At 44.0% G+C, this 21,331-nt stretch carries 19 protein-coding genes; 9 read left to right on the top strand and 10 right to left on the bottom strand.

Features of this window, described 5'->3' with window-relative positions; genetic code table 11:
* Positions 1 to 135 precede the first annotated feature (135 nt).
* The 3 genes from ACYVR3_RS13270 to ACYVR3_RS13280 all read right to left on the bottom strand — a co-directional run bounded on the left by ACYVR3_RS13270 (position 136) and on the right by ACYVR3_RS13280 (position 3,133).
* A complete protein-coding gene (locus ACYVR3_RS13270; RefSeq protein ID WP_461244638.1) occupies positions 136 to 912 on the bottom strand; it encodes an exonuclease domain-containing protein in 777 nt (258 codons plus the stop codon).
* A 99-nt stretch (positions 913 to 1,011) separates the two neighbouring features.
* Complete coding sequence (locus ACYVR3_RS13275; RefSeq protein ID WP_461244639.1) at positions 1,012 to 1,884, bottom strand: DMT family transporter; 873 nt, start codon at positions 1,882 to 1,884, stop codon at positions 1,012 to 1,014.
* A 76-nt stretch (positions 1,885 to 1,960) separates the two neighbouring features.
* Positions 1,961 to 3,133, bottom strand: coding sequence for a GGDEF domain-containing protein (locus ACYVR3_RS13280; RefSeq protein WP_461244640.1), 1,173 nt, complete (start codon positions 3,131 to 3,133; stop codon positions 1,961 to 1,963).
* Positions 3,134 to 3,524: 391 nt separating this feature from the next.
* On the opposite strand from ACYVR3_RS13280, the gene ACYVR3_RS13285 reads away from it, so the two are divergent.
* On the top strand, positions 3,525 to 4,583 hold the full coding sequence (locus tag ACYVR3_RS13285; protein ID WP_461244641.1) for a DNA glycosylase AlkZ-like family protein: 1,059 nt from the start codon (positions 3,525 to 3,527) through the stop codon (positions 4,581 to 4,583).
* A gap of 162 nt (positions 4,584 to 4,745) precedes the next feature.
* The gene (locus ACYVR3_RS13290; protein WP_461244642.1) at positions 4,746 to 5,210 is read left to right on the top strand and encodes a flavodoxin; all 465 of its coding nucleotides are present in this window, start codon (positions 4,746 to 4,748) and stop codon (positions 5,208 to 5,210) included.
* Positions 5,211 to 5,282: 72 nt separating this feature from the next.
* Here the strand turns inward: ACYVR3_RS13290 and ACYVR3_RS13295 are convergent, their stop codons facing one another.
* Positions 5,283 to 5,822, bottom strand: a complete 540-nt coding sequence (locus tag ACYVR3_RS13295) for a TetR/AcrR family transcriptional regulator (protein ID WP_461244643.1) — start codon at positions 5,820 to 5,822, stop codon at positions 5,283 to 5,285.
* Positions 5,823 to 5,926: 104 nt separating this feature from the next.
* On the opposite strand from ACYVR3_RS13295, the gene ACYVR3_RS13300 reads away from it, so the two are divergent.
* Positions 5,927 to 6,721 (top strand): hypothetical protein, encoded by a 795-nt coding sequence (locus ACYVR3_RS13300; RefSeq protein WP_461244644.1) that lies wholly within the window; start codon positions 5,927 to 5,929, stop codon positions 6,719 to 6,721.
* Positions 6,722 to 6,802: 81 nt separating this feature from the next.
* On the top strand, positions 6,803 to 7,738 hold the full coding sequence (locus ACYVR3_RS13305) for an NADP-dependent oxidoreductase (protein ID WP_461244645.1): 936 nt from the start codon (positions 6,803 to 6,805) through the stop codon (positions 7,736 to 7,738).
* Between the two features lie 105 nt (positions 7,739 to 7,843).
* On the opposite strand, the gene ACYVR3_RS13310 is transcribed toward ACYVR3_RS13305, so the two are convergent.
* A complete protein-coding gene (locus ACYVR3_RS13310; protein ID WP_461244646.1) occupies positions 7,844 to 9,667 on the bottom strand; it encodes a DUF2207 family protein in 1,824 nt (607 codons plus the stop codon).
* Positions 9,668 to 10,013: 346 nt separating this feature from the next.
* Here ACYVR3_RS13310 and ACYVR3_RS13315 point away from each other — a divergent pair, with 346 nt between their 5' ends.
* The 5 genes from ACYVR3_RS13315 (at position 10,014) to ACYVR3_RS13335 (ending at position 14,581) form a co-directional block, all read left to right on the top strand.
* Positions 10,014 to 11,030, top strand: coding sequence for an ADP-ribosylglycohydrolase family protein (locus ACYVR3_RS13315; protein WP_461244647.1), 1,017 nt, complete (start codon positions 10,014 to 10,016; stop codon positions 11,028 to 11,030).
* A gap of 14 nt (positions 11,031 to 11,044) precedes the next feature.
* The gene (locus ACYVR3_RS13320) at positions 11,045 to 12,418 is read left to right on the top strand and encodes a purine-cytosine permease family protein (RefSeq protein WP_461244648.1); all 1,374 of its coding nucleotides are present in this window, start codon (positions 11,045 to 11,047) and stop codon (positions 12,416 to 12,418) included.
* On the top strand, positions 12,415 to 13,290 hold the full coding sequence (locus tag ACYVR3_RS13325; RefSeq protein WP_461244649.1) for a PfkB family carbohydrate kinase: 876 nt from the start codon (positions 12,415 to 12,417) through the stop codon (positions 13,288 to 13,290). Before ACYVR3_RS13320 ends, ACYVR3_RS13325 begins: the two co-directional genes overlap by 4 nt.
* A 196-nt stretch (positions 13,291 to 13,486) precedes the next feature.
* Complete coding sequence (locus ACYVR3_RS13330) at positions 13,487 to 13,948, top strand: DUF3290 family protein (RefSeq protein ID WP_461244650.1); 462 nt, start codon at positions 13,487 to 13,489, stop codon at positions 13,946 to 13,948.
* Positions 13,949 to 14,581, top strand: coding sequence for a DUF421 domain-containing protein (locus ACYVR3_RS13335; protein WP_461244651.1), 633 nt, complete (start codon positions 13,949 to 13,951; stop codon positions 14,579 to 14,581).
* A 126-nt stretch (positions 14,582 to 14,707) separates the two neighbouring features.
* On the opposite strand, the gene ACYVR3_RS13340 is transcribed toward ACYVR3_RS13335, so the two are convergent.
* The 5 genes from ACYVR3_RS13340 to ACYVR3_RS13360 are packed head-to-tail and all read right to left on the bottom strand — an operon-like array spanning position 14,708 to position 21,253.
* Entirely contained in the window at positions 14,708 to 15,529 is an 822-nt protein-coding gene (locus ACYVR3_RS13340; protein ID WP_461244652.1) for a DUF2399 domain-containing protein, read from the bottom strand.
* A 31-nt stretch (positions 15,530 to 15,560) separates the two neighbouring features.
* Positions 15,561 to 18,440: a hypothetical protein gene (locus ACYVR3_RS13345; RefSeq protein WP_461244653.1), complete on the bottom strand. Its 2,880-nt coding sequence runs from the start codon at positions 18,438 to 18,440 to the stop codon at positions 15,561 to 15,563.
* Positions 18,383 to 18,688, bottom strand: coding sequence for an ATP-binding protein (locus tag ACYVR3_RS13350; protein WP_461244654.1), 306 nt, complete (start codon positions 18,686 to 18,688; stop codon positions 18,383 to 18,385). The genes ACYVR3_RS13345 and ACYVR3_RS13350 overlap by 58 nt, the downstream gene beginning before the upstream one ends.
* A gap of 13 nt (positions 18,689 to 18,701) precedes the next feature.
* Positions 18,702 to 19,748 carry a hypothetical protein gene (locus ACYVR3_RS13355; RefSeq protein WP_461244655.1) on the bottom strand — a complete coding sequence of 349 codons (1,047 nt, stop codon included), beginning with the start codon at positions 19,746 to 19,748 and terminating at the stop codon, positions 18,702 to 18,704.
* Positions 19,745 to 21,253 carry a hypothetical protein gene (locus tag ACYVR3_RS13360; RefSeq protein WP_461244656.1) on the bottom strand — a complete coding sequence of 503 codons (1,509 nt, stop codon included), beginning with the start codon at positions 21,251 to 21,253 and terminating at the stop codon, positions 19,745 to 19,747. The genes ACYVR3_RS13355 and ACYVR3_RS13360 overlap by 4 nt, the downstream gene beginning before the upstream one ends.
* Between the last annotated feature and the right edge of the window lie 78 nt (positions 21,254 to 21,331).

Genomic DNA, 21,331 nt, shown 5'->3' on the forward strand with positions numbered 1-21,331 from the left:
GCTCGTAGGCCCGCCACTGCGTTCCAGCCTCGCATAGCGCCGGAGCCTCCCGCGGCATCCTCCCACTACAAAAAAACAGAATTACCGAATTTCACAAACTATACATGCTTACGCTGGACACAAACGACAGTCAACTTACTGCTCCCGAGTTACTTTTTGTCTGCTCCGTGAAGCGCTCTTTCGCCGAGGCAAGACAGTTAACTCAGGCGCCGATTGTTGATCAGCAATTTGATCAATTCTAGACCGAAAGTTTCGATCAACCAATGATAATTTGGTATTCGCTTGGGTTGTGAACCGTGTTTTCAATAGTTCGTAAATGGTAGCACAGGTCAACGAATCATTATCGGCATGGTGTGGTTGGCCGGTTTCCACGTTGAGTAAGTGCGCAAGTGACTGGAGTGAGATTCGATCCGCACCCATGGATTTGGCGACGAATTGTTCAACGTCAAAGTAGTTGAGCTTATTTTTGGCATTTTGGTTAGGGCGGATATCGTCTGGGAGGTAGTTGACCAGAGTCGTTAAGTCGCTGTTAATGTTATAGCCGAGAACGGGGAGTAGTTGTGCATATTGGTTAGCTTCTGGATGAGGAACTTTTTTGCTGGCGTCGAACCACCACTTTAAAAAATGTTTGATAATGTCGTTGATATCTCCGTATTTACGATACGTTTTTGGCGTCATATCCGCGAGTTCCATGCCACGGATGAAATCGGTAGGGAGCATGTCCTTGAAGTAAGCGAACCGGTTAAACCGGTTGCGTTGTGGTTGACCGTTGATTACGGCAATTGCCGCGATTTGAAGTGGTAAGTGACTTTGATCGGACTTGGTTTCAGCAAACTCCAGATCAAGTGAAATGTAATTATCAACCAGGTTGCTAACGGGCAACGGGTTGATTTGATGAACGTTAAATGTCATAGGTAAATTCCTTTCTAAATTAAAAATGCCTCTGGAATCATCGCAAATGCGTTTTCCAGGGGCGAAATAGGGTGAGCCGGTAGATTGCGTGTTGTACAGTTATGCTTTAAGTGGTTGATGCGCTTTAACGACTTCGGAAATCACGATGCTGGCGAAGATGAGTGCAGCGCCGAGGTACTGGATGCCCGTTAACACTTCGCCGAGCATCAGAAACGCAAAAATCGCTGAAAAAATTGGTTCTAGTGAATAGATTAAGCTAACGGTTTCAGGGGTTAGGTAACGCTGGGCGGCATTTTGCCCCACAAAACCAAAAGCGCTACAGATAATTCCAAGGGCGAGAACCGCGCCCCATTGTGCACCCGTTTGTGGCAGTTGAAAGCCGGAGGTGAGCGTCCCTAAACAGAGGCCTTCGACCCCAGCAACGCCTAATTGCCAGATGCTGACGTTGAAAGTGGCTTGACCGTGGCGGCTTAAACGATCCGAATAGAGGATATAAACGGCATAGAGTGCGGCGCAGCCCAAGCAAAACAACGCGCCAACGTTGAGGTGAAGCCTGCGTCCGTTGGCGACCAAGAAGTACAATCCCACAATTACAGTTAGCGTTGTAATTAAAGTAACCGGCCGAGGCCAGATGCGTTGTCGAATGGTGTCTAAAATGGTGACAAAAACGGCAGTTGTACTTAGCAAGAAGCCGGCAGTGGAGGCATCTGTGTGTTCGAGGCCTGTCATCACGAGTGAAAAGAGACTAAAAAGCAGCGTGCCTAAAATCAAGCTTGCAATGGCTTCATTGCCTGATGGCCAGTTGAGTAAGCGCCAAAAGACGAGACTGGTTACGACAAACGCGATGCTAAAACGTAGACCAACTAACATAAATGGGCCAACACTAGCTAAGGCGAGTTTCATCCACATGTAAGACGCGCCCCAAGCGGCAGTTACTAAAAGCATTAACCAAAACGCGCGTTGACGAGTCATTTAATTTCCCCCTGAATTGAGTAGCAATATGATTATTGTAACCCGAAATAGTGACGCTGTTAATGATTGCGGGCTGCTAGGCCGAATGGCGGGGTAATAAATCACCCTCAATTGCGATTAAGTCGCGACCACCGTCTTTGGCGAGGTAGAGATAACGATCAGCTTCAGCGTAGACATCAAAGTATTTATTATGCTGTGGCTTAACCGTAGCACAACCGATTGAGGTCGTTAACGTGAGTTCGGCGTCAACTTGAGTGAGTTGAAGTTGAGCAAGGCGACTTTGAAAAGCTAGCGCAATTCTAGCAACATCGTCACTTGATAGATCGGCTTGAACAATGAGGCAAAACTCCTCGCCACCTAATCGGTAAGCTTTGGCATGCTGGTCAAGCTGCTTGGCGGTCTGTTGTAGCTCGGTCGCGACGGCCTGTAAAACCACGTTTCCTTTGAGATGACCATACTGATCGTTGATTGCCTTGAAATGATCCAAATCGATTTCAAACATGGTGAACGGGTCATGTTCTCGTTTGAATTGACGATACAAATTGAGCGTATCTCGATTAAACGTGCCAACGTTTGCAAGGGCTGTCAGTTCATCGTGACTTGCCCGATTGCGTAGATTGTCTTCCCGTCGGTCGGTTGCTACCATTAAACGGCTGAATTCACCGACAGTGATGCCTAAAACGATATACGCGGTGAATTGGCGAATAATAAACCAGAAATCAAACTGTCGCGGATACATGGCGTAGATCGTGAGAAAACCGGCGATGCCAAATGCCAGCATGACGCCATAATAGGCCGTTCGATTATATTTAATCACCTGACCACGTCGGCGTAAAATAATCAGAATTGCTGCCCATACTAAGTAGGCACTCACACCAAAAACGGTGACTGGTGAACTGTAGTAGAAAAAGTAGATGCCCGTCAGCGTGATCCACAAAACGACCTCCAGCCAACTTCCGGTTTCCATGATAATCAGATACATTGCCAGAAGCATTAAGTTAAGAAAGGTCCAATGAAGGCCAAACGCGGCGGTGGATGGATCTAACGCGTAGTGGAAAGCTTGAAGCGCATAGAGTAGGCCGATGTAGGCAACACCACCAAGGCCGATGATGAGTTTTCGATCTTGAACGATGCTACTATGTATTGTGCGATCATTGACCCAGTAGAGTAACGATGTTGCACCAACAATCACTAAAATGTCGAGTAGTAGTGATGTGATAAATGATTGCCAAACCATGCTGATTGACACGGTAATTCCTCCAATCGGATGGGGTGTCGTATAAGTGTGCCGATAACGACCCAAGTTCTGCCTATTATACGCCGTTTATCAAAAAAATTACAGTCACTTTAAGGTTAATGTTTGATTAACTAGGTCCGGTAATCGATGGGTTTCAAGATGAACTCAAAATAATCAGTTATATGTTGTCCCAATACGATTATGTATATAACAAAATAGAGATTAAGCCATCAAATAGCCGTTGAATTTAAGGTAACCTCAAATATCATTGTTACAATCTGGCTATGCTATAATTAACTTGTATATTTGAGAAAGTCCGAATTCGATTGTTCATTAAACAACAAGAACGTGATTGGTTACTTGAGAACGTTGTATACCACAAAAACTTAGGAGATCACAATTTATGGATCAACAAAAACTAAAACAATTACGGCTAAGTCACCTTGGTTTCGGAGTGACCCAGGATTCGAAGGGGGCCTTGACCCGGACGATCGGTATTCAGGCTCAGCAAGCGCGTGAGGCAGATCTTAATCTTAGCTTGCGTACCCATACACCAATTGAAACCCTCCACAACTGGTACGATGAGCAACCAGTTGTGCGGTCCTGGGCACAGCGATGGACCCATCAGTTGTTGACGTTATCGGATTGGCAATTAGTGATTTCCGCTCGCCAGACTGAGACGTTACCGAAAACTTACTTGTTAGGTCATGAAACGTTAGTGACGGAATTAGCTGCTTTAATTCAGAATCAACTGGTTACTAAGCCGCGGTTAACTAAAGCTGAAGTAGTTGCGTTATTAACGCCGTTGATACCAACGGATGTGAAACCCAATAACTTGATCTACGCCGTGTTGCAGACTTTGGTCGCCCGCGGTCGGTTATACTTTGACGCCCGATCAACGACTCAAAATTATGTGGTGATTGCCAATCAGTTACCGCTACTACCAGTTGAAACAGCGTTGCCTGTCTTGATACAACGCTACATTGAGGGTTTTGGTCCGGTATCACTGGCGGATTTTTGCAAATGGTCAGGGATTCGAATCACGCAGGCACGGCCGGTTTGGCAGCAAGTAACAGCAAAATTATCCCCCGTGATGGTAGCTGGTCAGGAACTCGTGGCAATGTCAACTGAGCCAACCGTTGATTTACCTGTATGTCAGTTAGCGGCTCGATTCGATGCCTGTTTTACTGGCTATGCTGACAAAAACTGGCTTGTCACACCCGAACATCAAAAGACGATTTGGACAAAGAACGGGTTGATTATGGCGCCGATTCTGTTACGCGGCGTGGTGATCGGTCATTGGCAACATCGACAACTTCGGAATGGGGTCGCGGTGACGGTCAAGCATTGGCAGTTGCTGACTCAGCAAGATGAACATTTGATTAAAAATCAATTAGCGAAAGACTTGTCGAACGCGGTTTCGCAACCATTACTTCAAGTGAGCTTTGAATCGATTAGTTGATAAAAAGCTTTTTGTTATATACAATATTAAGGCGCTGCATCACGACTTTGAAAATTAAATGAGTGTCATAATAAAACGTTCTTTAAAAAATGGACTATAATAATCTTAAAGCTCGAACCAAGCATCCTGAACTTTAATCACATTTATAAGGGGCGACCAACAATGTCGAAAAAGGCCATTGCTGTATTTTCAAATACCAATACCACGTTTAATCAGGCAACCGTTTTAGGCGAAATTCTGCAAGTACCAGTTTACCGAATTAAAGCTGCAGTGCCGTATACTGAGGCTGATTTGAATTGGCACGATGATCAATCACGCGCGAACCGGGAACAAAATGATTCATCGACGCCACAACCAGCGCTAGCTGATACAGCATTTAATGCTGACTTTGATGTGCTTTATTTGGGATACCCAATTTGGTGGAGCAAAGCGCCTCGAATCATTGACCAATTTTTATCAACTTATGATTTCACTGGTAAAGTCGTGATTCCGTTTGCCACTTCCGGTTCAAGCGCAATTGATCAATCAGTGCGTGAATTACAGCAGCACCATCCCAACGTTACTATTGAAACGGGTAAACGGGTCAATAATCTGAGTCGTCAGGCTTTGACGGAATGGGTTCAATAAAGTTTTTTATAAACAAATTTATCCAAAAAACGAGGCTATCATTTGATGTTGTCAAATGATGGTCTCGTTTTGTTAACGCGTTATTTCAGTCATCAAAGTCTCGACCAGCCGCTGGTTAACCTGGATGAGCTCGTCATAGCTTAAGGCATCCGGATGCGCGAACCAGTAAACATAGGCGTTGATCAATCCAGTGGTTAGTGTATTAAGAATAATTTGTTGAGTCCCGGTTAATTCAGCATCAAATAAGGACGCCGAAAAAGTTTGAAATAGCATGCGTTGAATTCGATCCATCAACTGATGGTGCTTTTCGTTTAGGCAGAGGTACTTGAACCCTTTGAAATTGGCCATTAAGATTTGGTCAAATGTTTCAAGTAATTTAGCGGCACTCCCTTCCGTTTGCGTCAACCGTTGCGCAACTAAGTTTGCCATGTCGTTTTCGTAGTCTTCGAAAATTTCGGTAACGTTGCCGTAGTGAATATAAAAGGTTCGTCGACTAATGTCGGCAACCTGGCAGAGTTTGGTCGTGGTAATGGACTCAATTGATTGTTGCTCTAGTAACTCAAAGAGTGCCGTTCGAAGTCGTTGGAGAGTTTTACGCACACGTTGATCCAAGATAACCCTCCTAAAAGATAATGCACACTTTTTTGATTTTTGTAGCTAAACCTATTCTAAAACAGCCTATGATAATTCACAAATGAAAAAGGGAGTGGTTAATCATGTGGTCAGTGTGTCAAAGTTTATTTGGGAGTTATCATGGAACCGGTTATCAACTGCAACAGTTTGTAACGGCGTTTTCGAGTAGTAATCCGCATTTTATAGGCCATATTTTAGTGGCAGGGTTAACGTTTGCGATTGGCTTTATTGAGTATATTTATAGTTTTTTGTTGGTGAACCGGGAAGGTAAATCACCGTATAATTTATTAATGCACTCGTTTTATTTTGGCATTGATTCCATGGGAATCTTTGTGTTTGCCTTGGCGTCACACGCGCTCGGTGGTTTTTGGGTGTTCACGTTTGCTTCAATTGCAGAAGTGATCTGGACGTTGTTTGAAGTCTACAACCTCACGATGTGTGTTTATCGAGAACGCGACGATGTGTTTGGCCCGAATGTGAGTACAACGGACGCCTGGTCGCGCGTTTTAGGTTGGGTCGTCGTCATGGTGGTTAGTGTTAACCTGTTCCGCGTATTTATGAACGATCCAGCAATGTTTAAGTGGTACATCTTCACCAATATTTTAATGGGCATTATGCCAGGTCTGTACTGGGAAAAGCGTGGCACTCGTTTGGGGGCTTCAATGGGGCTTGCAATCGTGATTTTAATTGGCACGGTGAACTCATTTCTACCAACCAATATGTGGGCGATTGCTAGTCCGTACTTCACGGTTGGTAATAACCCGTGGTTTTATGTTGTGGGGGTCGTTGCCATCTTCTTTGCTTGCCGGACACTGTGGGTTTATCATCGGTTACCTGAAAAGCCTAAGACCATTAATGGCAAACGCACAATCTGGTAAGCTAATTCATTCAAATTAGCGCTGAAAATCGGTACAATAAAGTTGTAGTGGACTGAACCAATCTTAAGGAGGCGGCAATTGATGAAAGCATTTGGCTATACCCATTTTGGCGGACCCGAGGTTTTTGAAATACTTGAGCAACCACAACCCACGTTGCAAACGGATCATGACATTTTATTGAAGACGTTGGCGGTGGGGTTAAATAATTTTGAACGTAGTCAACGAGCCGGTGATTTTGGCCGCGGTCGTTTGCCGATCGTACCGGGTCGTGACGTGGTCGGCGAAGTTGTTGAAGTTGGTTCGGCAGTGACAACATTTCGACTTGGCGATATTGTGATTGGCCACGGCGGTCCGGCGTATGCGCAATACGTGGTAATTGATTCAGAGCGGGCCGTTAAAAAACCAGCGGCCGCCAGTTTAGCTGAAGCAGTTGCGTTGGTAACGCCTGGCATTACGGCATACAATGCTGTAACAACTTTCACGCACGTTAAGACGGGTGATACGGTCTTCGTGAATGGCGCTACAGGCGGTGTTGGGTCACTCATTGTTCAAGTTGCCAATCAACTGGGCGCTCACGTCATTGGGAGTGGTTCGTCGCACAATCAGGCGTTGTTGGAAGCACTCCCGCTAGACGAAATTGGGTTTTATGATCAAGAAAACCTTAACGACAAGTTTGCGAATCGGGCTGACATTGCCATTAACGCAGCCTTAAATGGTCACAATGCGGAACTGCTACGGGATGTTGTCCGAGATGGCGGAAGTGCCGCTTCAGTTGGTGACGAAACCGACTTTGGCAGTAAACACGTCACCTTTGAGCACATTCGGCCCCTTAACGCTGGTCATGACCATGAAGCACTCACAGCGCTCGCAACGATGTTGGATAATGGTCAGCTTAATATTCCAATTTTTAAGACCTTGCCGTTTACCTTGGCAGGCGTCATTGAAGGTCACCAGTTATTGGAAACGCGTCATGCACCAGGGCGAATTGTGCTCGTTAATGATGCGGATGGGCAATGATTGATTACACTAGGACTTATTATTGAATTAAATGAGCGCACAACTTCCGACCAGTTCAGGTCGAAGTCGTGCGCTCATTTTTGAGTGATTGCAGTGATTACTAGGTTAAAAAGCGCCACCACCAGAACCGCCGCCAAAGCCACCAGAACTACCACCGCTAAAGCCACCACTACCACCCGATATGCTACTATCGCTACTGGTAATGGCACTGCCAAAGTCACTGTCAAACTGGGTACTAAAGGTATCAGTGCCAAAGTTTCCGTAGAAGAACAGTGGGTAGTAGATTGATAAGCCATCAACAAGTTCGGCTTGTGTAAACTCAGTCTGCATCGCTTTGATCACCTGCTTAGCAACACCCAGTGATACGGCATAGGGAAGAAGTTGCTCCCACAAAATCAAGTCACCAACCTGTGACCGGTCGAACTGACCAATATCGGTCATCATCAGTTTGAAGCCTTTAACTTCGGCCACTGCCTCTTCGCCGGCCTGAGTGTACGGTGATAGCCCCCGGAATGCAGAAAGTGATACCGCGAAACTTAGTCCGAAAATGAGAACGGTGAGGATAATACCGGTACTAATCCAAACTGGGTGACCCATGAAGGCGCTGGTAAGAATGCCCAAAATCATCAGTGTGAAATTCAACCACAACAAGAGGTGGGCATGAACCCGAATTTGTTGATTCAGTTTATCAAAGAAGTTGTATTCAGTGACTGCTTGATATTGTTGACCCGCCCAATCTTCAAAGTGATCTGATAACGGATTGCTGTTGCCGGTTGGTTGATAGTCACTGATTTCGGCTAAGGTGACGGTCGACAAATGAGTGCCGGAATCTGGTTGACCAATGACGTTGAACATAAAGTGAAGTAACGGGTCTTTTCGATGAGGCGCGGTGAGTTTATCAGTTTCCGTGAGTCGATAGGTGTCTGCTTCGGGTATGATTTGAAGCTCCCCAGCAGCGGCGAGTTCGAGTAACCAGGCTGAAAATGCCTTGGTATTGGGTGCTTGGCGAGTCAAAATACTCTGGGAGGCCACGGGTGAATAATGCGGAATATCGAACCGGTGCACAACGGGAAGCTCGTTGACTTGGTGTTTAGCGTGATGCTTGAACCAGCGCCATTGGCCCAATAAGTGGCCGGCAGCTGCAAGCAGTAGGATAACTGTTAAAATTAACGGTATCAGAACTGCCAGTTGGCGCTTTTGATTCGCTTCATGAGCGAGTTTTGCTTCTAATTGCTGAGCTGCTTGTTTACGGTTAATTGCCTTCGTTGGTGCGGTTGGCGTCACGGTAGTTGGGAAGAGAAGGTGGCATTCCACCGCGGTATTTTCCGGAACGGTTGCAACTGTCATCGTGACTTGGCCACGGGTTTTAGAAACGTTAGTCTGACCTGAAAGTGGCCCATGGGTCCAGGCCTGCAAGGTTGAGACGTGCTGAGCCGGTAACTGCACGTTGATGCGAACGTTTTTCAACGCAACGTCCCAAGCTGAACCGATAATTTTCCAGTTCATTTCGGCCGTATCGCGGTAATTCGTGATGACGCCACCCAAACGATATTGATAATTGAACGTCACTGTTTGGTTGTGAGCCGGGTAATAGACTTTAAACCGGGTATTGTTGCGCTGTTGGGTGAGTGAATAAGTTTGAGGTGCAGCGCTGGTTGATTGTTGCAATAGTTGCTTGCCAACGGTGACTTTGGCTTGTGATAACCGACCAATGCCAGCGGTATCTTGATTATAGTAGACACCATTGAAGTTTCCGTTAAAGTGGTAGGTGATTTGCTGGTGGACCAAGGCATCACCATTTTTTTGAAGGTTGATTTGAACGTGATACTGATTAATGCGAAATGATTTTGCTTGAGCGTTAATGCTCAGTGCGCTCATTGTTAGCAGACTGAATAATAAACTGATTCCCCAGAATAACCGGTGATTCATGATGATTCCCCCTCTGTGAAGCCTTATCTTATTTTAACATAATTAGGTAAGTGAGATGATGACTCAAAATAGCAAGCCCGTTATTTCAGATGACAGATGACGAGCATTGTGCCGACTTTTAAGATTCGAACAATCGTTCTTGAAAGTGGCCTAGTCCATTTGCTAAAATACGGATAGACCACTAGATGGGAGTGATTAGCGCAACGAGATCAACGCTAATGATTCAGCAAAACAAGTGGGTTGGTCAACTGGAAGTATCGGTAAAGGTGGGTTATTTCTTTTATAGTATAAAGCTGTCATTAACTGGGTTAAGCTAAAACTTAGCACTACAGAAAGGCGATGCATCATGGATGAACGTGCACAACGGTTAGACCGAATTTTGGGAACGTTATATGGGCAAGCGATTGGTGACGCCATGGGCATGCCGTCAGAACTTTGGCCAGTGGGGCGAATTCAACACGAATTGGGTGAAATCACCGATTTTTTGCCGGGTCCAGCAAGCAACGAGGTTGCCGTTAACTACGGTCGTGGGCAGTATACGGATGATACCCAGCAGGCCTTGGTGATCTTGGATGCGCTAATTGAGACAGATTGGCAGCCTGATCAACAGGTATTGGGGACGCATTTAGTATCGTGGGCTGATGCCGTTGATGCTTGGTCGCGTAACATTTTAGGTCCCAGTAGTAAAGCGGCCTTGAATGCAATCAAAGTCGGAATTGATGCGAGTGCAATCACAAACCGGGCATTGACGAACGGTGCGGCAATGCGAATCGCACCGATTGGGGCCTTGTTTCAACCGTATCAGTTAAAAACGTTGATTCAGACGGTCACGGCCGTCACTAAAGTTACCCATTCAAGTGACGTTGCTTATAGCGGTGCTGCAATGGTTGCGGGAGCAGTGACAGCCGCAATTGCTGGCTATTCATGGGACGATATTGTTCACTTTGCCTTGGCATGTAACGACCGGGGATTTCAGTTAGGCGCCACAACTTGGGCTGCGAAAACCCGGTCGCGATTAACGCTCGCAATTGGCCTAGCTGATCAGTATGTTGGTGACACCAAAGGTTTTAGTCGTGCCATTTACGAGTTAGTTGGCACGGGGACGATGATTTCTGAAAGTGTGCCGGCAGCGGTCGCCATCGCCTATTATTGCCGCAACGTTCACGATGCTGCACTAATGGCGGCCAACCTTGGTGGTGACACAGACACGATTGGCGCGATGGCGACGGCGATTTGTGGCGCTAAGAATGGTGTTAAATCGATTTCACCTGCTTGGTGTCAGTTGATTGATGACAGTAACCCACAACACCAACTTCACATCTACGCTGAACGGATGTTGAAGTACCAAATTCAGATGAAATAGGGGCGTCAGTAGTTATGGATGATCAAGTGATCAAAGTACCAGAAAGTGATAAAACATTAACACCAGGAAAACTGTTCTACAACTGGTTTGCAGCTAATATTGGCGTGATGGGCTTTGTGTATGGTGCCATTATTGTGAGTTATCGGCTTTCGTTTATCCAAGCCATTTTTGCAGCACTAGTTGGGGCATTGTCATTCTTAGTCCCTGGTTGGGTAGCCATGATTGGTCAACGCGAAGGCGTGACGACGTTTAAGTTAAGCCGAGCAGCGTATGGCACTCATGGCAATAAGATTCCGAATGCCATTGCCTGGTTTAACATGGTTGGCTGGTTAGCCGTTAACGTCATTACGGGAACATTGTTGCTGGTATCGCTGTTTCAAGTGATTCGACTACCTAAAAACAACGTCACAACGTTGATTGCCTTGCTTATTTTTGGCAGTTTTGTGCTCTTATCAGGTTTGCTCAAAGAAGCGACATTGGCGCTGATTCAAACTTGGTTGAGTTGGATATTCGGCATCGTAACTGCAGTGATCTTAGTCCTGTTCTTAGTCAAAGCCAATTGGCAAGTTGCGTTAGCTGCACCTAGTAATAGTTGGTTGAGTGGCTTTTTACCGGCGGTGAGTATTGTCGCAGCTGGTTCTGGCATCTCGTGGTCAATGGCAGCCGCCGATTGGGGCGCCTACGTTAAGCCAACGACGAAACCAGCGGCGACGTTTTGGCATACGACTTTAGGGGGTGCCGTGCCATTATTCATCTTAATGGCTGGTGGTGTGTTACTGAGCACGATTGATTCAACCCTGGCAGTGGCAAGTAATCCGTTTGATGCGATGTATCAGGTCCTACCGAGCTGGATTGGTGTGATTTATTTCTTGGTTGCTGCAGGTGGCTTAGTACCACAGTGTATTGTGTCATTGCGCTCGGCACGCATCAATTTAGCGACGATTGGGATTCGAGTTTCACAGCGAACATCCTTAGCCGTTCATGGGGTCATCGTGATCTTGATTCCGGTGTACGTGCTATTTATTTCCGGTAATTTTTTAAGTAATTTCGAGTTATTCTTAAACTTCTTGGGGATTTGTCTCGCCAGCTGGGTCGCCATTTTTCTGTGTGATAGCGTGATGTTCCGACGAACCGGTTATGATGTTGACTTAATGGCCACTGCATCACCCGTTCATTATAATTGGGGCGGCATTGTGTCATGGTTAATTGCGCTCACGACTGGTTTTATGTTTACCAACAACGCCGTATGGTCGGGACCATTTGCGCATGGGATGTTCCGGGACAACAGTTTAGGGGTGTTCATGGCAGCAATTGCGGCCGTTATTTGCATGGTGATCGTTAAGCTCATTCGTACGCGTCAACTTAACGTTAAGCGAGTTGCTGAATGAAAACGTTAATTTTAGGGGCGGCTTACGTTGATGTTGTGGTAAAAGTTCCCCAATTACCACGGTCGGGTGAGGACGTTACCGGCAACTTTCAAGCCAATATTGTTGGCGGTTCGGCAATCAACGTCTATGGGGCAATGAGAACAGCTGGTGTAAAAGCGGACCTATTTGTCCCAGTTGGTCACGGTCAGTATGCGACAGTTGTCCGTCAATTTCTTGAACACGCTGATATTCCGGAGTTACTTTCAGTTAATGATGCTGACAATGGTTGGGATTTATCGTTAGTTGAACCCAATGGTGAACGCACCTTTTTAACGATTCCAGGCGTTGATCAAATTTGGCATGATGATTGGTTCGATAAACTTGATTTAGCGAGCTATCGGTACGTTTACCTCAGTGGTTATCAACTGGAGAATCCAGTGATTGCCGAACAGATATTAACGCGGCTTCGGATGCAAAAGCCGACAATCACCATTTTATTTGATGCGTCACCGCGAATCAGTTATCTAACGCCAGCGATTCGCGACCAGTTGCTGGCACCCAACGTCATGATTCACTGTAATGAAGTTGAGTTTGAACAGTTTAATCTGGCGCAACAACCGCTGAAAGTTGCCATGCAACGGGTGTATGATGAGACCCACTGTCCGGTCATTGTGACCCTTGGTGATCGAGGTGCTTGTTATTGCGATGGCAGCACTGTTAAAACGGTTCCCGCGTTAGAAACCGTGGTTGTGAATACCATTGGTGCCGGCGATGCCCATTGTGGTGGCCTTTTGGCGGGCCTCAGTCAGGGGCAGTCATTCCAGAATGCAATGAAGTTGGCTAATGAACTGTCGGCGAACGTTGTTGCACAAGAGAGCGGTTGTTTGTCGTGACTAGTTTTTGTGCGTGCGGTTTAAGGACCAGTTAACCGACACTTAAGCAAACATCACCGTCGATTTCTGTTATTTCAGGAATCGACGGTGATGTTTTTTGTTAGTGGCAGCACCAGCGGTACGAGTGGGCGTTGGTAACGAAATTCAATTCGCGTTATAATGACGTCACATCAATTTCTAATACGGGGGCTTTTGCGTGACCTTTTATACGTACACTTATTTAAAAGATCAAAATTTCACCATCAGTTACATTCGATTAACGATTTTGACGGTGCTTTTGATTGCAGCGTTTATCGTGTTTCTCAGGTATTTTCGGAATCGAACGGCGGTTAAATACCGTGATTTAACCGTCATCTTTTTGATTGCGAGTCTGTTGATGATTGGCTTTCAGTTCCAAAACTTTTCGGCGCTTAAAAGTAGCCGCAATAATAACAATAACGTGCTCGGCATTTTGACCAAAATTGGCAAACGAAACCACGTATCACCTAAGGACCTCCAAACCAATACAACGACGGCGAGTGACAGTATGCTGGTTCGAAACGGTAAAACTCATCAGTACTACCGGGTGCTGTATAACGATGATCAGTCGGGTTTTTTAACCGAGAAGATTAATCTTCAACTGACAAATACTCAAGTTAAAGTTATGGGAGGCAATTAGATGTTTGCGTATAGTGATGTTTTGATTAAATTAGTGATTGGCTTTTTGTTTATCACGGTGTTGATTAACCTAACGGGGAAGAGTAATTTGGCGCCAACCTCCGCTATGGATCAGATTCAAAACTACGTCTTAGGTGGTATTGTTGGTGGCGTGCTCTATAATCCTAGTATCACGTTGATTCAGTTTGTATTGGTCCTGTTAATCTGGTCATTGCTGATTTTAATCATGCGCTACCTGACGATTCACAGTCAGCATATCCAAAAGTTTTTAAATGGTGAGCCAGTTACGGTGATTCGTAACGGTGAGATTTTAGTCGATAATTGTTTGAAAGCCAATATTTCGGCTAAAGACGTTGCTTTAAAACTCCGGATGGCCGGTGTGATTGATACCGCCCTCGTTAAACGGGCAATTCTAGAACAAAATGGGCAGTTAACTGTTGTCAATCAGGGTGATACCAATGTTAAATTTCCGGTGATTACGGATGGAACGATTGATCCCGATGTGCTGGATTTGATGGATAAGGATCAAGACTGGTTGGTTGAGGCTTTGAGACGCCAAGGAATTGAAAGTGTCAAAGACGTGTATTTAGCTGAGTTTCGAAATAATCAGTTGATTGTGGCGAAGTATCGGTAGTGCATCACTTATTACAAGTAATGGTCTTTTATTCCAGATAGACATCGCCAATAAAATTAAAGCGGTATGATGGCGTCGATTAGGACGGCCATCATACTGCTTGGTTTGTGATCGTTAAATGTGGTTTCAACTAGTTGTCGTAGTATGTTCTCGTATTAAACGACAATAGTCATCAAATAATTCTTCTTGTTCAACATAAATGCCAGAAGTGTGAATCCGGTCAGCTTGATGTTGAAATGCTGCAAGTTGGAACCGGTTTTGCCTAGTCCGTTTTTTAGAATGAAACTTGCCATTAATTACCCATCGGTTGACATTGGCCATTGTTTGAATTGATAGAAAAGTTGAAATGTCAGTTTTGTTGAGTTTTTGAAATAAAGTTTCGGCGATTTGAATGCCATCTGTATCAAGGTCGCCTAAATAGTGTAGTGAAATCAAACGATTTTCCAGAATCTGTAGTAATTGAATCAGTGCCTGATTTGAGTTGTTGCCATTACCGCAAATGAAACTGATATCGGGAAGTGCAAGCATGAGTTCCAAAAAGACGTTTGCATTTTCAATAATGTAGACGGTCGCTAAATCGGATTCGATAAGGTGATTGAAATCAGATTGCGTTTGCTGGCTGTTCAGGGTAACTGGTTGCGGTAAGTTGGTTTGAATAATGTTTGCAGTTGTAATGGTTCCAGTGATGAGATTTAACTGTCGAAAGTTGACAGTATCGTTGAACTCGAATTTGATGATATTTTGGTAATAGGCTCGTAATGCACGGGCACTGACTGTCTTATCATCAATTAAGGTGTGTGCCGGTAACTGGCAGCGCGCAGTTTCCATCATTAAGGTTGCGAGCGGTTGACCAGATTGAATTTTGGTAAATAACGGTTCAAGCATTGACGCATTTTTCGGTGCGGGTTGCTTGGTTCGTTCAGTATAGCGTTGTTGATATTCGGTCATTATGTTTGATTGCCCCTTTCAATCTGATTGATTATCGATGCCACACACCAATGAGCGAAACGGTATTAATGGGGAAAACACCGCCATCGGAACTTCCAGCCTGAACTTGATAAATCGTATTTTCTATATTATCAGCCAAAAGTGTTGAATAATCGTTCCCAGGGCGGGTCGTTATTAGCGAAAAGTCAAATGCAGCTACTATATCAAGCTGACGCTGTGCGTTTTCATCATCAAGACGGCCTGCAAAATCGTCAAGGAACAGTAAACGAGGTGCATCCTTAAGTTCACATTTATCTAAAATAATCTTGACGATAATCAATAATGGAATGAGGGTTGCATGCGTTTTTTGGGCGCTGGAGAGTTTAGTTTTAAGAACAGGGTTGGTTAAGATACGGTAGTCGGTAGTGCCTGGCAATTTGACCAAAATATTCATCGTGGACCAATTCCGATAGTCGAATTCTTCAAGCAACCAAGTTTGCAGATCATCACGTTCTTGTCTGGTCGCAAATTCGAGCTTATGTTGCATCAGACTTCTAAACTCTGGCATCTTGGTGTCATTGATGTCAAAAATTTCGGTTAATGCGGTTTCCGTCAAAACGGGTTGATGGTTTCCCTGACGATTGCTTCGCTCATAATCTAATTCAATTTTGAATTTAATCGCGGCCCGTTCGTTATTTTGCTGCATTGTTTGATTGATCTGTTGCAGGTAATCTCGCTGTTTAAACATTTGGTGGCTAACAGCAGCACAAAACGTTCCGAGTTCATCAGTCGCCAATAAGTGGGTTTGGTCGTTTGGAACGTGCTTTTTGACATTGGCTTTGAGTGTTGGTAAATCAAAATTTAGCTGGTAGACATCTTGCTCATCTTGAAAAACCAAGTCACCGGCGGCAATCGCTAATTCGGACATTCCGATTCCTTGAAGCAGTTCGTTGAGTGATCGGTTTTGAGGTGTTAGAGGGTCGGCACTATCGCGGTTAGGTTTAATGAGGGTTTGGGTCAGTGCTTTTAATCTTTCAATCTGGCGTACATAATCGGAGACTGATTTTCCCGCTCTTTTTTCTTGAAGCGCAATAAAATCAGTTAGTGATTCAGTTAACCAAGGTCGGGCATGTTTAAGAAATTTTTGCATGTCAGCTGTGAATCGATCAAGTTTTTCTGTGGTACTTTTCAAGTCAGCGTGAAGTTGTTGTTGATTTTCGGTTTGAATCGCAATTTTTGCTTTAAGGTCATCTCGTTCCAGATTCATATTATCAATGACATTTTGAACTTCTTTAATTTTCTGAGGAAGTTGTGCATCGATTGCTTTGTTAAAGTGAGCCACACTGTTCTCGACTTTACTTAGTTTTTCTTGAAGTTGTTTTTTTTCATGATTTAGGTCAGTTGCGTTGCTTTTATCAAATGCCGCCAGACTTGTGGTGAGTTGTTCTGAGATGGTGTTAAATTCAGTGTTGACTTGATCTATTTCGGTGTTGATCGTTGAAATAGTACTAATTTGAGTGTCCACCTGATCTAGTTGTTGTTGATCAATGCGAACATCGGGATAGTTGGCCTGCACGCTTTTGATTTCATGTAAGATTTGGTTGGCATCATGGTCAATTGTGGCGAGTCCTTGTTGATGAATAGTCTGGTTTGCTTGTTGTAGGGCGTGGTAGAGATTGTTATGATTCTGGATAATTTGGTCAATTTTTGAGGCCATCTGATCTTGAGTATCCGTAAAGAGATGACTGTACTTAAAGGCGCGTTGCCATTGTAGTTGTAATTCATCTAACTGACGCTGCTGGATCCTTAACTGGTTAAGATACTGAGCTAGGTTTTGGGTAAATTCAATGCTGGATGCGAACGAACTTCTTGATTGCAGGTGTTTAAAGGGTTTAAGTAACGTCAGTAGCTTTTGGTAGCTTTGGGTCATCTTAGATTTTAAAGTTGATAACTGATCTGATAATGCTTGTTTAGTTGTTGTTAACTTTTCAATCTGTTGACGTTGCTCGACGATAAGGTTCATTTTTTCTTCGATAGCAACTACTTTTTCCAAAATTTGTTCCTTTTGGAATCCTAAGACAGCAAGCATTTCGCTGGCTTGTTTCTGATCATTTAATTGTTGGGTATATTGCTCAATTTGATCATTTTGTTCTTTAAGTTGATGTTCGTGGTCGTGTAGTTGTTGAAGTAATTGATTTAATTGAAGTTGTTGTTGTCCGTTTTCGGCTTTTAAAGTCGAGTGGTGTGCTAATTGCTGTTGATAGGGAATCCACTTGGTTTGAATAAGATACGCTTCATTTAAAGCATGCATGGTTTTGTGTAGGCGAAACAGGCGACTATGATTTGATTCAGAGCCAGACAGTAATTCGGCATAAAGTTGTTTTTTGAACTGATAATTTTTCTGATCATCATGCGCTTTGATCATACTATGGATAATGTCTTCATTTAATTTATCCTGAACACTACTTAACGCTGTTTGAACGGGAGAAATTGAATTTGCACCAGAGATCAAATTGGGGGTCATTAAAATTTGATAGGCTCGAGTAAGGGTATTTAAATCAGTTGAAGGGAGGCCAAAAATATTTCGGGCGACGTATTCGGCATATTCATCGGCGGAATCAAATGAGTGAAATCGATTACCAAAAACGCGTTGATTTTCGGTAATAAAATCGGTTTCAGCCAACGCCTGAACAAAATGGTCCGGGTCAGGGTGATGGCCGTTTACTAACGTAATTGGTTCAAGGGAGGTTAAATTATCGGCTTCCAGAACAAAGTACCAGACCTTTTTTCGACTAGGATTGTTTGCGTAGACCTGAGTTCCCAGGCCTAAAACAACCGTTCGTTGATTTGATTGCAATGTGATATAAGTATAGCCTAATCGCTCGGGTTGAGGGTTGACTTCACCGAGAACGGTGCCTTCAAATGTTCGCATGTGTCGACTTGAGTTTCGTTGTGCGCTGCTAGTATCACCATTTCGTTGGCCGTATTGAACGCGGGCGTTGAACGTGAGCCGTTAATCAGTAATGGGATAAAACAGTTAACGAGGTTTGTTTTACCAACACCATTGTGACCGACTAACGCAAAATTGCCATTCTGTGCAGGCGTAATGTCCAAACTATGGAAGTAATTGAAATTTCGGAGACTGCATTTGGTCAGGATTAAATGTTCATTTTTTCCCATATTTAATTCCTTTCTATTGACGAGAATAGCGAATGTTAAGATCAGCTTGATTTGTGGAAACGCTGAAACGATCGGTCAAATTGGTCTTGTGATACTGATGATCAATAATTTGAATCAAATGTAGTCGCCGTAATTGTTTGAGTGCGCCGCCGATATCTGCCGAAGTGGGTGGTTTATGATAATGATGGTGAAATTCACTGATAATTCGCTGCCTCAATTGTGCATGATTAAGGCCTTTAGCATTAAGCTGGCGCGCAACGCCGATGGCAGTAATCGTTGATTGAGATTGTGATGGGCGTCGATTGTGAGTTAATACAATGGCATAATCATCGGTGATTTCAAGCTCATACGGTGTCAAAATTGACCATTCCTGTGCAATCAGTGACCGGTTTTCTTGAAGAAATTGCCATGAATGAGGATCAGAAGTGGCATCTAAAAAGAATTGGGAAAGTAGCAAGCGATTGAGTTGTTGTCGAGGGTCAATGGTTTTTGCGGGGGTTGTTAACTGATTGTTAAGGTGGTTAACCAAGAGCTGTGCAAAAGAGAAAAACGAATCATCGTAGACCCAGTACTGCGTGCCGGCACCTTCTGAGTCGATTTCGTCACTAAACCATTGCAAATCTAAAACCTGAAACTGAGTTATTAAGTAAGTTGTGAGAATATCAATGATCCGATTTTGAGTTTTTGACGAAGTTCGTAAATTAAGATGTAGACCAGAAAGCACGGCTTCGATTGGCATCAGTGGTGCTTGATACTCAAAGGCTTGGTCAGTAGTGCCGTTATTGATGACAAACCGAATAAATGCCAAAATGACGGCAATTTCATCGCTTTTTAATGACAATTGGTTTGAGTTCAATAGTAGACATTGATTGTAGTGCTCAATTCGGTAACCGAACGTGTATTGAAGATAATGATCAATTTTTTGCGGGTAAAGTAAATAGTGTGTCACTTGGGAATCAGTATCTGCAGTGCCCACTTTGGCAGTCACAATTCCAGAGGTAAATAAGCGGTTGATTAAGCTAATTTCTTGTTTAGTCAAACGGCCACTGAATGGTGTCATTTGATTTCCTCCTTTTGAAAATAGTAGATTGCACCAGTTGGTAGTTCAATATGAAAATTTTCATTAACTAAGTGAATTTGAATTGGCGTAATTTGGGGAAGGGGTTCGCTATGCGTCAGTAATAAATTGTGAAATCGAAGCAGTGATAGTGATTGTTTTGCAAATTGCGAGGTTGTCGTGCTGAATATTTTTAACAATAAGTCACGTGTTTCTGGAAATCGAAGTTCGAGGTTGTGGTCTAAGGGGAGCGTCAAGTTATCAAGAAGAAGGGATTGAAATTCTTCCTGGATTTTAGCATCGTGAGCGAAATCAATCGGCGCTCGTTGACCAAACGGATGCGGCGAGATGGTGGCGATGGTTGGTCTGTTGGCTGGTTTGTAAATAACGGCGGGAAGTTGTGGTTGAGTTGTCAAATCACCCAGATTTTCTTCACGGTCGTAGGCAAGATGAGGGCTAGGCCGCAAATCTAAAACTAAGCGTTCAATCTTGTCGAACAGATCGTCAATGGTCGCAGATAATGATTCACGATTGGCTGACAACGTTGCGGTAATTTGTTGATGCGCGATAATCTTAAGCCGACTGTTATTAATGGCCTCATTTAACCGATAAATTGATTGTGGATTATTGGCACTGATGGTCGAACTTGAGTCAAGATCGCGGTTGAGTCTCTTCAAAGCTGCCTCGACTGATTGTTGATTTAATAAACGTTGTTGAGTGGATGAATAGCGTGGACTTAAATTTAAATTGGCAAGATCGTTTTTACCACTGTCAACGATTGCAGTGATGTAATCGATTGGACCTTGAGTGGATTGAAACGTGTATAGTTTTTTATGAACCGATAGCATCCGTTCAAAACTCGGAATTGCTTCGGTGTTTAGCCGATGAATTAATTCGGTGATGTTAGTCGGATCGTTAATCTGGTCTAATCGTGCCAAAAGCCCGTTTAGTTCGCTTCGCAGTTTGCGCATCCCACTGATGATCTGGTCGTGAATGTCAACTAATCGGGCAAAGGCAGTGCTTAAATTTTGCCCACTTTGTTCAGTGAGCTTGGAAGTGTTTAGATGATAAATGGCATCAACTAAAATGAGATATTCATCGATTAATGCCGGATCTAACTTGATTGGATGATAGGTAACGGCATGAGTTCGGATAAAGGTTAACGTTTGTTGCCCCAAGTCGGTAATGGTATAAATGTCCTCCATTTTAGATAAACGAATCTGGCGTTTTTGAACACTATGAAGATTTAGATGATCGGAGGTTTGATTCAGTAAGTTGGCCTTAACAAGATTGTTGAGAATGTCCGAAATTCTGGTATCTGGAATTGCGTTTTCTCCTAAGCGCCTAACGAGTTGCTTTTTAATGACAAATGTGCTGAATTGGGTTTGAGGTTCATTTTGAATCCAGGTCATCAGTAAATAGATTTGCGGACTATACCGAGTGCTACCACCTAGGCTAATCCCAGATTGTAAGAATTCTTGTAGCACCGGCGTAAGTTGTGTATCCATTGGGGTTATCCTTTCATTGATTGAGAAATTGATAAATAATGTGATGTTCATAGCCATCTGGTTGCAGTTGTATACATA

Source organism: Secundilactobacillus muriivasis (genome assembly GCF_054785195.1).

What these genes read in the sequence shown, in the direction of transcription:
- ACYVR3_RS13270 (WP_461244638.1), bottom strand. Translation starts at nt 912, where the DNA reads ATGACATTTAACGTTCATCAAATCAACCCGTTGCCCGTTAGCAACCTG.
- ACYVR3_RS13275 (WP_461244639.1), bottom strand. Translation starts at nt 1,884, where the DNA reads ATGACTCGTCAACGCGCGTTTTGGTTAATGCTTTTAGTAACTGCCGCT.
- ACYVR3_RS13285 (WP_461244641.1), top strand. Translation starts at nt 3,525, where the DNA reads ATGGATCAACAAAAACTAAAACAATTACGGCTAAGTCACCTTGGTTTC.
- ACYVR3_RS13290 (WP_461244642.1), top strand. Translation starts at nt 4,746, where the DNA reads ATGTCGAAAAAGGCCATTGCTGTATTTTCAAATACCAATACCACGTTT.
- ACYVR3_RS13300 (WP_461244644.1), top strand. Translation starts at nt 5,927, where the DNA reads ATGTGGTCAGTGTGTCAAAGTTTATTTGGGAGTTATCATGGAACCGGT.
- ACYVR3_RS13305 (WP_461244645.1), top strand. Translation starts at nt 6,803, where the DNA reads ATGAAAGCATTTGGCTATACCCATTTTGGCGGACCCGAGGTTTTTGAA.
- ACYVR3_RS13310 (WP_461244646.1), bottom strand. Translation starts at nt 9,667, where the DNA reads ATGAATCACCGGTTATTCTGGGGAATCAGTTTATTATTCAGTCTGCTA.
- ACYVR3_RS13315 (WP_461244647.1), top strand. Translation starts at nt 10,014, where the DNA reads ATGGATGAACGTGCACAACGGTTAGACCGAATTTTGGGAACGTTATAT.
- ACYVR3_RS13320 (WP_461244648.1), top strand. Translation starts at nt 11,045, where the DNA reads ATGGATGATCAAGTGATCAAAGTACCAGAAAGTGATAAAACATTAACA.
- ACYVR3_RS13325 (WP_461244649.1), top strand. Translation starts at nt 12,415, where the DNA reads ATGAAAACGTTAATTTTAGGGGCGGCTTACGTTGATGTTGTGGTAAAA.
- ACYVR3_RS13335 (WP_461244651.1), top strand. Translation starts at nt 13,949, where the DNA reads ATGTTTGCGTATAGTGATGTTTTGATTAAATTAGTGATTGGCTTTTTG.
- ACYVR3_RS13340 (WP_461244652.1), bottom strand. Translation starts at nt 15,529, where the DNA reads ATGACCGAATATCAACAACGCTATACTGAACGAACCAAGCAACCCGCA.
- ACYVR3_RS13345 (WP_461244653.1), bottom strand. Translation starts at nt 18,440, where the DNA reads ATGCGAACATTTGAAGGCACCGTTCTCGGTGAAGTCAACCCTCAACCC.
- ACYVR3_RS13350 (WP_461244654.1), bottom strand. Translation starts at nt 18,688, where the DNA reads ATGGGAAAAAATGAACATTTAATCCTGACCAAATGCAGTCTCCGAAAT.
- ACYVR3_RS13355 (WP_461244655.1), bottom strand. Translation starts at nt 19,748, where the DNA reads ATGACACCATTCAGTGGCCGTTTGACTAAACAAGAAATTAGCTTAATC.
- ACYVR3_RS13360 (WP_461244656.1), bottom strand. Translation starts at nt 21,253, where the DNA reads ATGGATACACAACTTACGCCGGTGCTACAAGAATTCTTACAATCTGGG.